15 protein-coding genes and 1 riboswitch are annotated in these 13899 nt (G+C 66.9%); of the genes, 5 read left to right on the forward strand and 10 right to left on the reverse strand.

The window, feature by feature from the left end; translation table 11 throughout:
- Positions 1-32 precede the first annotated feature (32 nt).
- Positions 33-425, reverse strand: coding sequence for a 30S ribosomal protein S9 (rpsI, locus tag BLR24_RS11650; RefSeq protein ID WP_093016926.1), 393 nt, complete (start codon positions 423-425; stop codon positions 33-35).
- A gap of 12 nt (positions 426-437) precedes the next feature.
- Positions 438-869: a 50S ribosomal protein L13 gene (rplM, locus tag BLR24_RS11655; RefSeq protein ID WP_028259766.1), complete on the reverse strand. Its 432-nt coding sequence runs from the start codon at positions 867-869 to the stop codon at positions 438-440.
- Positions 870-1064: 195 nt separating this feature from the next.
- Between rplM and BLR24_RS11660 the strand changes: the two genes are divergently transcribed.
- Entirely contained in the window at positions 1065-2018 is a 954-nt protein-coding gene (locus BLR24_RS11660; protein WP_093016928.1) for a 23S rRNA (adenine(2030)-N(6))-methyltransferase RlmJ, read from the forward strand.
- A 27-nt stretch (positions 2019-2045) separates the two neighbouring features.
- Here BLR24_RS11660 and BLR24_RS11665 read toward each other — a convergent pair whose 3' ends face one another.
- From BLR24_RS11665 to ahcY, 4 genes are all read right to left on the reverse strand, one after another.
- Positions 2046-2645, reverse strand: a complete 600-nt coding sequence (locus tag BLR24_RS11665; RefSeq protein ID WP_093016930.1) for a septal ring lytic transglycosylase RlpA family protein — start codon at positions 2643-2645, stop codon at positions 2046-2048.
- 89 nt (positions 2646-2734) lie between these two features.
- On the reverse strand, positions 2735-3559 hold the full coding sequence (gene metF, locus BLR24_RS11670; RefSeq protein ID WP_055808284.1) for a methylenetetrahydrofolate reductase [NAD(P)H]: 825 nt from the start codon (positions 3557-3559) through the stop codon (positions 2735-2737).
- 10 nt (positions 3560-3569) lie between these two features.
- Positions 3570-4358 (reverse strand): TlyA family RNA methyltransferase, encoded by a 789-nt coding sequence (locus tag BLR24_RS11675; protein ID WP_093016932.1) that lies wholly within the window; start codon positions 4356-4358, stop codon positions 3570-3572.
- Positions 4358-5797, reverse strand: a complete 1440-nt coding sequence (ahcY, locus tag BLR24_RS11680) for an adenosylhomocysteinase (RefSeq protein WP_093016934.1) — start codon at positions 5795-5797, stop codon at positions 4358-4360. Before ahcY ends, BLR24_RS11675 begins: the two co-directional genes overlap by 1 nt.
- Positions 5798-5863: 66 nt before the next feature.
- A riboswitch (S-adenosyl-L-homocysteine riboswitch) is annotated at positions 5864-5932 on the reverse strand.
- 118 nt (positions 5933-6050) lie between these two features.
- On the opposite strand from ahcY, the gene BLR24_RS11685 reads away from it, so the two are divergent.
- The 3 genes from BLR24_RS11685 (at position 6051) to BLR24_RS11695 (ending at position 9032) form a co-directional block, all read left to right on the forward strand.
- The gene (locus tag BLR24_RS11685) at positions 6051-6686 is read left to right on the forward strand and encodes a hypothetical protein (RefSeq protein ID WP_093016936.1); all 636 of its coding nucleotides are present in this window, start codon (positions 6051-6053) and stop codon (positions 6684-6686) included.
- Positions 6687-6826: 140 nt separating this feature from the next.
- Complete coding sequence (phaP, locus tag BLR24_RS11690; protein WP_093016938.1) at positions 6827-7327, forward strand: TIGR01841 family phasin; 501 nt, start codon at positions 6827-6829, stop codon at positions 7325-7327.
- Positions 7328-7403: 76 nt separating this feature from the next.
- A complete protein-coding gene (locus BLR24_RS11695) occupies positions 7404-9032 on the forward strand; it encodes a peptide chain release factor 3 (protein WP_093016940.1) in 1629 nt (542 codons plus the stop codon).
- 9 nt (positions 9033-9041) lie between these two features.
- Here BLR24_RS11695 and BLR24_RS11700 read toward each other — a convergent pair whose 3' ends face one another.
- From BLR24_RS11700 to BLR24_RS11710, 3 genes are read right to left on the reverse strand one after another with little or no spacing between them, the layout of a single operon-like run.
- A complete protein-coding gene (locus tag BLR24_RS11700; protein WP_093016942.1) occupies positions 9042-9845 on the reverse strand; it encodes an ABC transporter permease in 804 nt (267 codons plus the stop codon).
- A gap of 2 nt (positions 9846-9847) precedes the next feature.
- Complete coding sequence (locus BLR24_RS11705; protein ID WP_254787266.1) at positions 9848-10630, reverse strand: ABC transporter permease; 783 nt, start codon at positions 10628-10630, stop codon at positions 9848-9850.
- A gap of 56 nt (positions 10631-10686) precedes the next feature.
- Positions 10687-11682, reverse strand: a complete 996-nt coding sequence (locus tag BLR24_RS11710; protein WP_093016946.1) for an ABC transporter ATP-binding protein — start codon at positions 11680-11682, stop codon at positions 10687-10689.
- 93 nt (positions 11683-11775) lie between these two features.
- Here BLR24_RS11710 and BLR24_RS11715 point away from each other — a divergent pair, with 93 nt between their 5' ends.
- Positions 11776-12612, forward strand: a complete 837-nt coding sequence (locus BLR24_RS11715; protein WP_093016949.1) for an HAD-IIB family hydrolase — start codon at positions 11776-11778, stop codon at positions 12610-12612.
- On the opposite strand, the gene BLR24_RS11720 is transcribed toward BLR24_RS11715, so the two are convergent.
- A complete protein-coding gene (locus BLR24_RS11720) occupies positions 12602-13867 on the reverse strand; it encodes an MFS transporter (protein ID WP_093016951.1) in 1266 nt (421 codons plus the stop codon). The two genes, BLR24_RS11715 and BLR24_RS11720, sit on opposite strands and share 11 nt — an antisense overlap.
- Positions 13868-13899 lie beyond the last annotated feature (32 nt).

A 13899-nucleotide genomic window follows, 5' to 3' on the forward strand; every position in this document is an offset into this window, starting at 1 on the left:
CCGAAGGCGGCTTTTGTCCGTAGCGACCAGTATCAGCGCTTGCTGAACTGCTTGCGGCGGCGTGCAGAGTGCAGACCGACCTTCTTACGTTCGACTTCACGTGCGTCGCGCGTGACGTAGCCGGCCTGGCTCAGCACCGGCTTGAGGCTCGCGTCGTAGTCGATCAGCGCACGGGTGATGCCGTGGCGCGTTGCGCCGGCCTGGCCCGATTCACCGCCACCAGCCACGTTGACCATGACGTCGAACGTTTCGGTGTTGTTGGTCAGCACCAGGGGTTGCTTCGCGATCATGATCGAGGTTTCGCGGCCGAAGAACTCTTGAATGTCCTTGCCGTTGACCGTGATCTTGCCCGAGCCCTTTTTCAGAAACACACGGGCGACGCTCGATTTGCGACGGCCGGTGCCATTGTTCCATTCACCAATCATTCTCAAGGCTCCTTACAGTTCCAGCACTTTGGGCTGTTGGGCGGTATGCGGGTGCTCAGCGCCACCGTACACCTTGAGTTTCTTGATCATCGCGTAGCCGAGCGGGCCCTTGGGCAGCATGCCCTTGACAGCCTTTTCCAGGGCGCGGCCCGGGTGCTTGGATTGCATGTCGCGGAAGTTGGTCGCCGTGATACCGCCGGGATAGCCCGAGTGACGGTAGTACACCTTGTCGATCGACTTGGCGCCGGTGACGCGCAGTTGCGCGGCGTTGATGATGACGATGAAGTCACCGGTATCGACGTGAGGCGTATAAATGGCCTTGTGTTTGCCGCGCAAACGGAGAGCAACTTCGCTGGCTACTCGTCCGAGGACCTTGTCGGTCGCGTCAATCACAAACCACTCGTGCGTCACGTCAGCGGGCTTGGCGCTGAACGTTTTGGTCATGAGTTTTCTCTTGAAAAGAGGGTTTGGCGAGCCCTTTTCCACGGTCGGCGTTCCTCTGACGGGAATCTCTTAGGTGGGAAGATAATCTTCGCCGCGGGGCTACAAAAACGCTGCGAAGCCCGCGATTATACGAAGAATCGGCCAATCCGGGCAAATTGGAGCCTACCGCCCGCCCAAGCCGTTACCATCGACCCCATGTTCAGTTACCGCCACGCGTTCCATGCCGGCAACCACGCCGACGTGCTCAAGCACACGGTGCTGATTGCCACACTCGACCACCTGCTCGAAAAAGAAGCGGCGCTGACCGTGGTCGACACCCATGCCGGCGCCGGCCTGTACCGGCTCGACGGCGATTACGCCGGCACGAGCGGCGAAGCGGCCGAAGGCGTGCTGCGCCTGCTGTCCGACGAGAAAAAGGCGCCTGCTGCGCCTGTCCCAGCTGCAAAGTCGGCTGCAAAAAAAGTAGCACCTGAAGCCGAAGCCCCCTTGGCCGACGCCATTGCGCGTTACCTGAGCGTGATCCACGACTTCAACCCCAAGGGTGGCGCCCGCATCTATCCCGGCTCGCCTTTCATCGTGCAGCACCTGCTGCGCGACCACGACAAGCTCAAGCTGTTCGAGCTGCACCCGACCGATGCCCGCACGCTGGACGCCAACATCGCCCAGCTCGAGGCGGGCCGTCAGATCGCCGTGCTGCGCGAAGACGGTTTCGGCAGCGCCACCAAGTTCCTGCCGCCGCCCTCGCGCCGTGCGCTGGTGCTGATGGACCCGAGCTACGAGATCAAGAGCGACTACGGCCGGGTGCTCGACTTCGCGGCCGAGGCGCTCAAGCGCTTTGCAACCGGCACCTACGCCATCTGGTATCCGATCATTCCGCGGCCCGAGGCGCACGACCTGCCGCGGCGGCTCAAGACCCTGGCCACCAAGGCCGGCAAGCCCTGGCTGCACGCCACGCTCACGGTCAAGTCGAGCAAGCTGACCACCACGCCCACAGGCGAAACGCAGCGCCCAGGCCTTCCGGCCAGCGGCATGTTCCTGATCAATCCGCCCTATACGCTGAAGCCGCTGCTGGCCGCCGCCCTGCCCCAGCTGGTGGAGCGGCTGGCGCAAGACCGGCACGCCGCCTTCTCGCTCGATTCAGGCGGCTAGGCTTTTTCGCTTTCTTCCCTGCGCGGCTTATAGGCCGCGGCGCCGCGGCACATTGACCTTGCGCGGTCCGGGTGCCGATGCGGGGGCCGACGCCGGCGCCTGGGCGTCAGCCGCCTCGACCCCGGAGCCGCCGCAACGCATGCCTTCGCGGTCGATGATCGTCAACGCGACCTGCTTGATTCCGAGCCCGATCAGCCCGATGCGCTCGGCGGCGCCCCGGCTCAGGTCGATGATGCGGCCCTGCGCATACGGCCCACGGTCCGTGATGCGCACCAGCACCTCGCTGCCGTTGACCAGACTGCGCACGCAGACACGGGTATTGAACGGCAAGGTCTTGTGGGCCGCTGTCATGGCCATCATGTCGAAGCGCTCGCCGCTCGCGGTCTTGCGCTGGTGGAATTGAATGCCATACCAGGACGCCCCGCCGCGCTCGAAAATCTCGCGAGGCCCGTCGCCCGGCACGCCGTCGTCGGGGCCCAGCTCGCCGGTGCCCGACACGGCCAGGTCGTAGCGCACCGAAGGTACGGTCGATCGGGCTGGCGCACCCGGGGGAACAGCCAACTGGCGCGGCAGGGGCAGGAGCTTGGCGTCCTTGTCTGCCTGTCCGCCCTCGGTGGCGGGAGGCATGGCACAGCCGGCCAGCGCGCAAGTTGCCGCCACGAGCGCGACGCGAAACGCCGCGCGCAGCGAACACCCTGCCCCTGCACGCCACCCCTTCAACCGAGGCGCTCCAATACAGCCAGCGTCGCCGTCGACTGGTTCATCGTGTAGAAGTGCAGCGCCGGTGCGCCGCCGTCTCGCAGACGCGCGCAAAGCTCGGTCACCACGTCGAGGCCAAAGGCCTTGATGGATGCCGTGTCGTCGCCAAAGCCTTGCAGCCGCAGCCGGATCCAGCGTGGGATCTCGGCGCCGCAGGCATCCGAGAAACGCATGAGCTGCGTCGAGCTGGTGATCGGCATGATGCCTGGCACGATGGGCGTGTCGAGACCGAGCTTGCGGGCCTCGTCGACAAAGCGAAAGTAGGCCTCGGGGCTGAAGAAATACTGTGTGATCGCCGAATCGGCCCCGGCCTTCACCTTGGCGGCAAAGGCCTGCAGGTCGGCTTCAGGCGAGCGGGCCTGCGGATGCACCTCGGGATAGCACGCCACCTCGATGTGGAAATCGCGGCCGGTCTCTTCGCGGATGAACGCGACGAGGTCGCTCGCATACAGGAACTCGCCGCCGATGCCGTAGCCGCTCGGAAGGTCGCCGCGCAGCGCCACGAGGCGCTTCACGCCCATGGCCTTGAGTTCGGCCAGCTGCTCGCGCACCGTGGCCCGCGTGGCGCCGATGCACGAGAAATGGCTCGCGGCATCCACGCCTTCGGACAGGATCTCGCGCACCGCACCGAAAGTGCCCTGGTGCGTGGAGCCGCCCGCGCCGTAGGTGACCGAGCAGAACTCGGGCTTGCGCGCATACAGCTGCTGGCGCACCGCGCGCAGCTTGACCGCGCCTTCAGGCGTCTTGGTCGGAAAGAATTCGAAACTGAGTGGAAGGCGCACGTGCGTCTCCTCAAGAGCCGTCCGCGTCAACTGCGCGCACGGCGTGAATGAAAAACTCGCGGTTGCCGTCGCCGCCGGCAATGGGGCTGTCGAACCACTGCAGCACCCGCAGGCCGAGCGCCTCGCAGGCATCGCGCAAGCGCTTTTCGACCACCGCATACATCGACTCGTCGCGAACGATGCCGCCCTTGCCGACCTGCCCCGGCTGCAGTTCGAACTGCGGCTTGACCAGCATCAGCAGGTGACCGTCGCCGGCCAGGAATGGCACCACGGCCGGCAGCACCAACGTCTGCGAGATGAACGACAGATCGCCGACGATGAGGTCGAAGCGCAGCTCGGCAGGCTCTTCGCCTTCTTCCTGAAGGTCGTCCGGCGACAGCGCACGCGCATTGACGCCTTCGATGGCAACCACGCGCTCGTCCTCTCGCAGCCGCGCATGCAATTGCCCATGGCCCACGTCCACGCCCACCACCTTCGCCGCGCCGCTTTGCAGCAGGCAGTCGGTGAAACCGCCGGTCGACTGGCCGACGTCCAGGCACAGCTTGCCCGTTGCATCCACGCCGCTGGCCGCCAGCGCGCCTTCAAGCTTGAGCCCGCCACGCGAAACGTAGCGGGCCTCGGCCGCGTCGTCGAGCTCGAGCTCGGCGGACTCGGGCACCTCGTCGCGATTCTTCACGACCGAGCGCCACACGTCTGCGGTGCCCGCATCGCGCCAGCGCATGCCGCCGGCAATCAGCCGCACCGCCTGCGAGCGCGACGCGGCGAGGCCGCGTTCGACCAGCAATTGATCGGCGCGCATCAGTACCGGTACGTGTCCGCCTTGTACGGACCCGCCTTGTCGACGCCGATGTAGGCGGCCTGCTCATCGGTCAGCTCGGTGAGCATGGCGCCGACCTTCTTGAGGTGCAGGCGCGCAACCTTCTCGTCGAGGTGCTTGGGCAGCACGTAGACCTTGCCGGCCTGGTAGGCATCGGGCTTGGTGAAGAGCTCGATCTGCGCGATGGTCTGGTTCGCGAAGGACGAAGACATCACGAAGCTCGGGTGGCCCGTGCCGCAACCCAGGTTCACGAGGCGGCCCTTGGCCAGCAGGATGATCTTCTTGCCGTCGGGGAACTTGATGTGGTCGACCTGCGGCTTGATCTCTTCCCACTCGTACTTTTCGATCGACGCCACGTCGATCTCGTTGTCGAAGTGGCCGATGTTGCAGACGATCGCCTGGTCCTTCATCTTGACCATGGCGTCATGCGTGATGACGTCCTTGTTGCCGGTGGTGGTCACGAAGATGTCGGCCTTGTCCGCAGCGTATTCCATCGTCACGACCTTGTAGCCTTCCATCGCGGCCTGCAGGGCGTTGATCGGGTCGATCTCGGTGACCCAGACTTGTGCCGACAGTGCGCGCAGTGCCTGGGCCGAGCCCTTGCCCACGTCGCCGTAGCCGGCCACGCAGGCCACTTTGCCGGCAATCATCACGTCGGTGGCGCGCTTGATGCCGTCCACCAGCGATTCGCGGCAGCCGTAGAGGTTGTCGAACTTGCTCTTGGTGACCGAGTCGTTCACGTTGATGGCGCGGAACAACAGCGTGCCCTTGGCGCTCATCTCGTTCAGGCGGTGCACGCCGGTCGTCGTTTCTTCCGTCACGCCGATGATCTCGGCCGACTTGCGCGTGTACCAGGTCGCATCGACCGCCAGCTTGGCCTTGATGGCCGCGTAGAGGATGCGTTCTTCCTCGCTGGTGGGGTTGGCGAGCACGCCCAGGTCTTTTTCGGCGCGCTGGCCCAGGTGCATCAGCAGCGTGGCGTCGCCGCCGTCGTCCAGGATCATGTTCGGGCCTTCGCCCTTCGAACCCTTGGGGCCGAAGTCGAAGATGGCGTGGGTGTAGTCCCAGTAGTCCTTCAGCGACTCGCCCTTGATCGCGAACACCGGCGTGCCGGCGGCCGCAATGGCAGCGGCGGCATGGTCCTGCGTCGAGAAGATGTTGCATGAAGCCCAACGCACGGTGGCGCCGAGCGCTTGCAGCGTCTCGATCAGCACGGCGGTCTGGATCGTCATGTGCAGCGAGCCCGTGATGCGCGCGCCCTTGAGCGGCTGCGCCTTCGAGAACTCCTCGCGGATGGCCATCAGGCCGGGCATTTCGGTTTCCGCGATGCGGATTTCCTTGCGGCCCCAGGCAGCCAGCGACAGGTCGGCAATCGCCTGGTCGGCGGTGGAAACGGGGGTGGGCTTGAGAACAGCGCTCATGAGAACTCCAACAAAGCTAGTTTGAAAGGTGCCACTGCGTTCGGGGAAAAGACTCACCGCGAGAACAGCGGGTGAGCGTGGTTGCGATGTGGTCCGAGCCTCACGCCTGATGGCGCTGCAACGCTCCTCGGAACCGCGAATTGTAGACGGGCAGGCAAAACGAGCCAATCGCTCGGATATCCCGCATCCCGGAAAGCGCCTTTCGGCACTGGGGCGTACATTGATTTGCCCTCAAACCACGGAAGTTACATTCATGCGCTTCAGAAGAATCTCCCCCGCCCTGCTGGCCTCGGCGGCCCTTCTGGCCGCCGGCGCGCCGGTCCTCGCCTCCGCACAGGCGGCGTCCGACCCGGTGCGCATTCGCGGCACCATCGTTCGCGTCGATGCAAAGACCCTCGTCGTGCAAGACCGCGGCGGCGAGGTCATCAGCCTTGCGCGACCGGCCGACATGACGGTGTCGGAGGTCTATGCCATCAAGCTGAGCGACATCAAGCAGGGCAGCTTCATCGGCACCGCCGCCATGCCGCAGGCCGATGGCACGCAAAAGGCGCTCGAGGTGGTGGTGTTCCCCGAGGCTGCGCGCGGTACCGGCGAAGGCCATCGCCCTTGGGACCTGCTGCCGCAAAGCACCATGACCAACGCCACGGTGGCCGACCTGGCCGCGGCGCCGAAATCGGTGCGCGGCGGGCAGCAGCTGCGGCTGACCTACAAGGGCGGCGAGAAGACCGTCGTCGTGCCGCCCGACGTGCCTGTCGTGACCTTCCGCCCCGGCACCGAGTCCCTGCTGGTACCCGGCGCCAAGGTGCTGGTCAATGCACAGGAAAAGAACGGCACGCCCACGGCCCTGCGCGTCACCGCCGGACGCAATGGCTTCGCGCCGCCGATGTAACCCAAGGGAAATCCCGCAGGCGAATTTGTCGCCGCGGGCACCGCGGCCGCACCGGTGCGGCGTATCGTGGCGAGGGACTTTTGCCATCCGGCCGGTCCTCATCATCCCCCCGTTTCACTCGACACAGGAGATCCCGCACCATGGCCACTGCCAAGAAAGCCGCCGCGAAGAAAACCACTGACAGCAGCAACAGCAGCACCAAGGCGGAGGCCCCTGGTGCCGCCGACATGCTCAATCCGATGAAGAATCTCAAGGCCATGACCGATCGCCTGCAGGAACTCAACCTGACCGGCGGCGCAAGCAAGCTGCTCGAGAGCGGCCAGAAGGACCTCCAGGCGCTGATGCAGGCCAATGAAAAGTCCTACCAGGGCCTGCAGACCGTGGTGCAGCGGCAGACCGAGATGATCAAGAGCGCCATCACCGAGTGGCAAACGGCCGCCAAGGAAATGCCTGGCAAGGACCCCAAAGCCAACCTCGCCAAGCTCGACGAGCTCGGCCGCCAGTCGTTCCAGCGCGCCATCGACGACATCAAGGAACTGGCCAACCTTGCAGCCAAGTCGCAGGCCGATGCCTTTGAGCTGGTGCGTCAGCGAATTCAGGCGAATGTGGACGAAGTGACCAAGATGCTCAAGCCCAAGTAAGGCGTTTTCGGCGGCTCGGGCGGGCGGCCCGGGACCGCCCTTCTAAAATCGGGCATTCCCCCGCAGATTGCCCACCTTGTCTTTTCTTGCCGAAACCCGCCGCCGCCGCACCTTCGCGATCATTTCCCACCCTGACGCCGGCAAGACCACGCTGACCGAGAAGCTGCTGCTTTTCTCGGGCGCGATCCAGATCGCCGGATCGGTGAAGGCGCGCAAGGCCTCGCGCCATGCAACCTCCGACTGGATGGAAATCGAGAAGCAGCGCGGCATCTCGGTGGCCTCGTCGGTCATGCAGATGCTGTACCGCGACCACGTGATCAACTTGCTCGACACGCCGGGCCACAAGGACTTCTCGGAAGACACCTACCGCGTGCTCACGGCCGTGGACTCGGCCCTGATGGTGATCGACGCGGCCAACGGCGTGGAAGCGCAGACGCGCCGGCTGATCGAGGTCTGCCGCCAGCGCGACACGCCCATCATCACCTTCGTCAACAAGATGGACCGCGAAGTGCGCGAGCCGCTGGACATCCTCGACGAGGTGGAACGCGAGCTCGGCATGCCCTGCGTGCCGATGACCTGGCCCGTGGGCCAGGGCAAGAGCTTCCGCGGGATCATGAACCTGCGCACGCAGACGATGACGGTGTTCGAATCGGGCAGCGAGCGGCTGCCGCACGACTTCGAGACCATCGCGCTGACCGAGCGAGAAACGCTCACCAAGCGCTTCGGCGCCGATTTCGAATCCGCCATGGACAGCATGGAGCTGGCCACCGGCGCCTCGCCCACCTGGGACCGCGAGGCTTTCCTGGCCGGCAAGCAGACGCCGGTGTTCTTCGGCTCCGGCGTGAACAACTTCGGCGTGATGGAAGTGCTCGATGCGCTGGTCGACCTCGCGCCCTCGCCGCAGTCGCGCACCAGCACCACGATGGTCAACCGCCAGCCCGTGGTGAAAGAAATCCAGCCCGAGGACAGGGACTTTGCGGGCGTGGTGTTCAAAGTGCAGGCCAACATGGACGCCAACCACCGCGACCGCATCGCCTTCGTGCGCATGGCCTCGGGCAAGTACACGCCGGGCATGAAGCTCAAGGTGCAGCGCACCTCGAAGGAGCTGCGGCCCACCAGTGTCGTCACATTCATGAGCCAGCGCCGCGAGGCCGTCGAAGAGGCTTACGCAGGCGACATCGTGGGCTTCACCACACACGGCGGAGTGCAGCTGGGCGACACCATCACCGATGGCGCGAGCCTGCAGTTCACCGGCCTGCCCTTCTTCGCGCCAGAGCTTTTCATGACGGTGATCCTGAGGAACCCGCTGCGCACCAAGCAGCTGCAGCAGGGCCTGGCCCAGCTCGGCGAAGAAGGCGCCATCCAGGTGTTCCGCCCCGAAATCGGCGGGCCGATGCTGCTGGGCGCCGTCGGGCAACTGCAGTTCGAAGTGGTGCAGCACCGCCTGAAGGCCGAATACGACGCCGACGTGCGGCTGGAAGGCTGCCAGTACACCGGCGCGCGCTGGATCACGGCCGACTCGCCGGCCGAGCTGCGTGAGTTTGTCAACGCCTATCCGCAGCGCATGGCAAAGGATGCGGCCGACACGCTGGCTTTCCTGTGCACTTCGCCTTACGACGTTCGGCTGGCGCAGGAACGCTTTCCCAAAATCCATTTCCATCCGCTGCGGGAGCATGCGGGGTTGGCGCTGCAGAGTGCGGGATAAGCGCGGCGGTCAGCTGCCTGTCGACGCGTAGCGGCGTAGGCCCAGCCGCCACAGGGCGAAGGCAGCGGCCAGGAAGACAAAGCCGGCGATCGGCGACACGATGCCCACCCACCCCGGCGCGCCGAGCGGATCGGCCTTGCCCAGAATCACCAACGCCGGGTAATACGCCACGCAGGCCAACGGCACCGCAAAGGTCAGCACGCGGCGAAACCACCGCGCGTACAAGGCCAGCGGATACTGCGCCGCCTGCACACCACCGTAGGTGAGCACGTTGGCGATCTCCAGGCTCTCCACGGTCCAGAACGACAGCGTGCCCTGCAGCACCAGGATGCCGAGGAACAGCGCGACGCCGCCGGCCAGCGCGAACAGCGCGATCGCCACCGTGGCGGGCGTCCACACGATGCCCGCCTGCTGCGTGGCGAAGGCCACCACGGCCAGGCCTTGCAGCAGGCGGCCCATGCGGCTGATGCGGAAGTCGTTGCCCATCAGTTGCAAGGCCAACGGACGCGGGCGCAGCAGCAGGCGGTCGAAGGCGCCGGTGCGCAGGAACTCCGTGCCGAGCACATCGAAGCCGCGACCCAGCGCATCGGCCAGCGCGAACATGCAGTTCACCAGCCCATAGAAAAGCGCCACCTCGCCGATGCGCCAGCCCTGCACGTCGCCGAAACGGTGGAACAGCGCCCAGACGGCGATCACCTCGATGCCGGAACCCAGGAACTGGCCGAGCGTCAGCATCAACGCCGACGCCGGGTAGCGCGCCTGGCCGCCGATGGACGCACCGACCAGCCGGAAGAAGAGCGCGAGCGATCCCATCCTCAGCCGCCCTGGATCTGAAGGCTGCGCATCGTGCGCCCCATGGCGAAACGGCCCAGCCCCACGAGCGCGACAGTCCAGAAGACCTGCAGCCCCAGCCCGCCGACGGCCTGCCAACCGCTCAACTGCCCGAAGTACAGCCGCGCCGGAATGTCCATCAACCCTGCCAGCGGTTGCAGCAGCAGCGAGGTCTGCCACGCGTCCGGCAGCAGCGCGAGCGGCATCAGGTTGCCCGAGAGCACGATGACCACCGGTGTCGCCATCGCGCTGATGCCGCGCTCGTTGAGCGCCGCAGTGATCGCCACGTTGAGCAGCATCACCATCGCTGTCGACAGCAGCAGCGCGAGCACGGCCGACAGCAGGAAGGCGAACCCCGCTGCCGCACCCGCGGGCGGCTGCCAGGCCCATTCGTTCAAGCCCACCAGCGGCAGCGCGACCGCGGCGAAAGCAGCCATCAGCGCCACGCGCGGCAGCACGCGCGCGGCGATCCAGCCGGCGCTGCGCGCGAACCACAGGCCGTAGGCATCCACCGGCCGCAGGCGGTCGTAGGCGACCGCGCCGGTGCGCACGGCCTGCGCCACTTCCGGATCGCCCAGCCACGGCAACAGCACGAGCAGCCCCTGCGCGAGCCAGGTGTAGGTCACGGCCTCTGCGAGCGACATCGACGCGCTCGCACCCGCGACGGCCGTGGCGCCATAGAAGGCCGCAAACACCATCACCTTGATGCCGCCCCACCAGCACTGCGTTGCGAAGCCCGCGAGCGCGGCCGAGCGGTACTGCAGCATCTGCAGGAAGCGCGAGGCGAAGGCCGCGACGTAGGGGCGCGCAACGGCGTGCAGCTTCACGCTTCGGCCGCTCCGTGCATGGCATAGAAGCGCGCAATGACGGCTTCGATCGCGAGGCCTTCGAGGCGGATGTCTTCCACCGCGTGGTCCGCTGCGATGCGCGCGATCAGCGCGGGGGCGGAGGTCACCGCGGGGTCGAAATCGAGCGACAGCGTCTGCCCGTCGCGCGCATGCACCGTGGCGCCGGGCACTTCGGACGGCAGCGCCGCGCCCTGCGCAAAGTCGACCACCAGCCGGCGTTCGGCCATCACCTGCGCGCGCAGCGCCTCGACCGGGCTGTCGGCCAGCACGCGGCCGTGGCCGATGACGATCACGCGCTCGGCCAGCGCCTCGATGTCGTGCATGTCGTGCGTGGTCAGCAGCACGGTGGTGCCGCGCTCGCGGTTGGCGCGGCGCACGAAGTCGCGCACTGCGAGCTTGGACGGCGCATCGAGGCCGATGGTCGGTTCGTCGAGGAACAGGATGTCGGGCTCGTGCAACAGCGCCGCCGCGATCTCGGCGCGCATGCGCTGGCCCAGCGAGAGCTGCCGCACCGGCTGGTCGAGCACGCGCTCCAGGTGCAGTAGCGCGACCAGCTCGTCGCGCGTTCTGCGATAGCGCACCGGATCGACGCGGTAGATGTCGCGCAGCAGGTCGAAGCCATCGCCCACGGGCAGGTCCCACCACAGCTGCGTGCGCTGGCCGAAGACCACGCCGATGCGTGCCACGTGCCGCTCGCGGTCCATGAAGGGGTCGCGCCCGTCGATTTCCACCCGCCCGCCGTCGGGCCGCAGGATGCCCGCGAGGATCTTGATGGTGGTGGACTTGCCCGCGCCGTTCGGCCCGATGAAGCCGAGCAACTCGCCGCGCTGCAGTTCGAAGGACACGCCGGACAGCGCCTCCACCGTGCGGTGGCGGCGATGCAGCAGGCCGCGCAGCGCACCCATCACGCCAGGGTCGCGCTCGGAAATCCGGTAGGTCTTGAGGAGGTGGTCGACGAGGATGTGGGGCATGGAAAGCGCCGCGCCGGCCTGGAAGGCGCGGCGGGGGCGGGATGCTACACGAAACGGCCGGTACGATCACGAACCCTTCAGAGATTCCTCGCCATGCCTTCGTCGCCTTCGCTGCCCTCCTCGCCCACCCACCTGCTGCCCTTGACCCGCTGGGCAGCGCCGGCGCGCAGCGCACTGGTCGGCGTGTTCACGGACATCGACGACACGCTCACCACCGAAGGTGCGATCACGGCCGATGCGCTGCAGGCGCTCGGCGAACTCAAGGCCGCGGGCCTTGCCATCGTGGCGATCACGGGCCGGCCGGTGGGCTGGAGCCTGCCCTTCGTCAACACCTGGCCGGTCGATGCCATCGTGGCGGAGAACGGTGCGGTGGCGCTGCTGCCCTTGGCCAACGGACAGGTCGAGAAGCGCTACCAGCAGGACGCCCCCACACGCGCTGCCAACTTCGACCGCATGCAGGCCGTGCTGGCGCGCATCGAGCGCGAGATTCCGGGTGCGCAGCGCGCCACCGATTCACCGGGCCGCGAAACCGACATCGCCATCGACCACAGCGAGTTCGTGCAGTTGAGCGAAGAGACCATCGCGCACGTCGTCGCGCTGATGCGCAGCGAAGGCATGCACGCCACCGTGAGCAGCATCCACATCAACGGCTGGTATGGCGACAACGACAAGCTCCAAGGCGCGCGCTGGATCGTGCGCGAACTCTGGGGCCGCACGCTCGACGACGAACTCGACCGCTGGGCCTACGTGGGCGACTCCACCAACGACCAGCTGATGTTCCGCACCTTCGCGAGCAGCATCGGCGTGGCGAACGTGGCGCGCTTCGTGCCGCAGCTCGAACATCTGCCGCGCTACGTGACAGAGGGCGAGCGCGGCGTGGGTTTTGCCGAGGCGGCGCGCGCGATGCTTTCGGTGCGCGCTACTCGCTGACCGGCAGGCTGCGCGCGTTGCTGCGCAGCACCGCCCATTGGCGCCAGATGCCGAAGGCCGCGATCAGCAGCAGCACCGCCGCATAACCTTCCACCGTGTTCAGCAGGCCGAGCGGCTTCACCAGGAAGCCCGCCAGCATCGCGGGCAGGCTGAACGCGAGGTAGCAGACCACGAAGATGGCGGCGAAGAGCTCGCCGCGCTCATGCGAATCGGCGAGCGGCGCCAGCGTCTGCACCAGCGCCGAGAACGCGCCGCCGAAGCCCAGGCCCGCGATCGCGGTGCCAACGAAGAACAGCGCGAGCGACTTCGTCGCGAGCGACGCCAGCAGCAAGACCAGACCGACCGCGATGCTGGCCGCGCCGAAAACCACGGTCCGCGGCGCGGGGAAACGGCCGAGCAACGTGGGCGCGAGCGCACCGAAGCCCGAGAGCACCGCGACCGTGAGGCCGTTGACCACGCCGTTGTCGATGTGGAACACGTGCAGCATCAGCGATGGCGCCAGCGAAAGGTACAGGCCGCCCAGCGCCCACACCGCGATGAACACCGGCAGGCCGCGCACGAAGTCGGCCCGGGCCCGCACGGGAATCGACACGCGCGGCACCAGCGAGGCCAGCGCGCCGGCGCGCGGCGTGACGGTCTCGGGCATCCACAGCATCACGGCCGCGCCGACCGCGAACACCAGGGCCAGCACGCCGAACACCAGCATCACGGGCTGGACGGTGAACCTGACCGCCATGCCGGTCAGCAGCGCCCCCACCGCAAGCCCCGCGAGCGGCGACACGCTGGTGATCATCGCGCCCAGGCGCTTGCGCGATGCCGGCGCCGCCTCGACCACCGCCGCGCTCAGCGCGCCGCTCGCGACGCCCGTTGCCACGCCCTGCACGACGCGCGCGACGATCAGGCCGGCGATGTCGTGCGCCACCACGAAGAGCACCATTGCCACCGTCTGCAGCACCAGCGCCGCTAGCACCACCGGCCGCCGGCCGATGTGGTCCGACAGCGAGCCGGCCACGAGCAGCGAGATCAGCAGCGCGATCGCGTAGATCGCAAACGCCACCGTGAGCATCGACGCCGAGAAGCCCCAGGCGTGCTGGAACACGACGAACAGCGGCGTGGGCGCGGCGGCCGCGAAGAAGAAGGCGAAGAGCACCGCGGCCAGCAGCGGGAAACCGACCGCTGCTGGCAGGCGCCAGGGCTTGGAATGGGCAGCGGCGTCAGCGGTGGCGGCGGCGAGTTCAGGGCAGGAGGATGGCATGGCAGATCATTAACGCAACTTTTTTAGCTTTT

Source organism: Variovorax sp. OV700 (assembly GCF_900099805.1).
In the GTDB taxonomy this organism is placed as follows: domain Bacteria; phylum Pseudomonadota; class Gammaproteobacteria; order Burkholderiales; family Burkholderiaceae_C; genus Variovorax.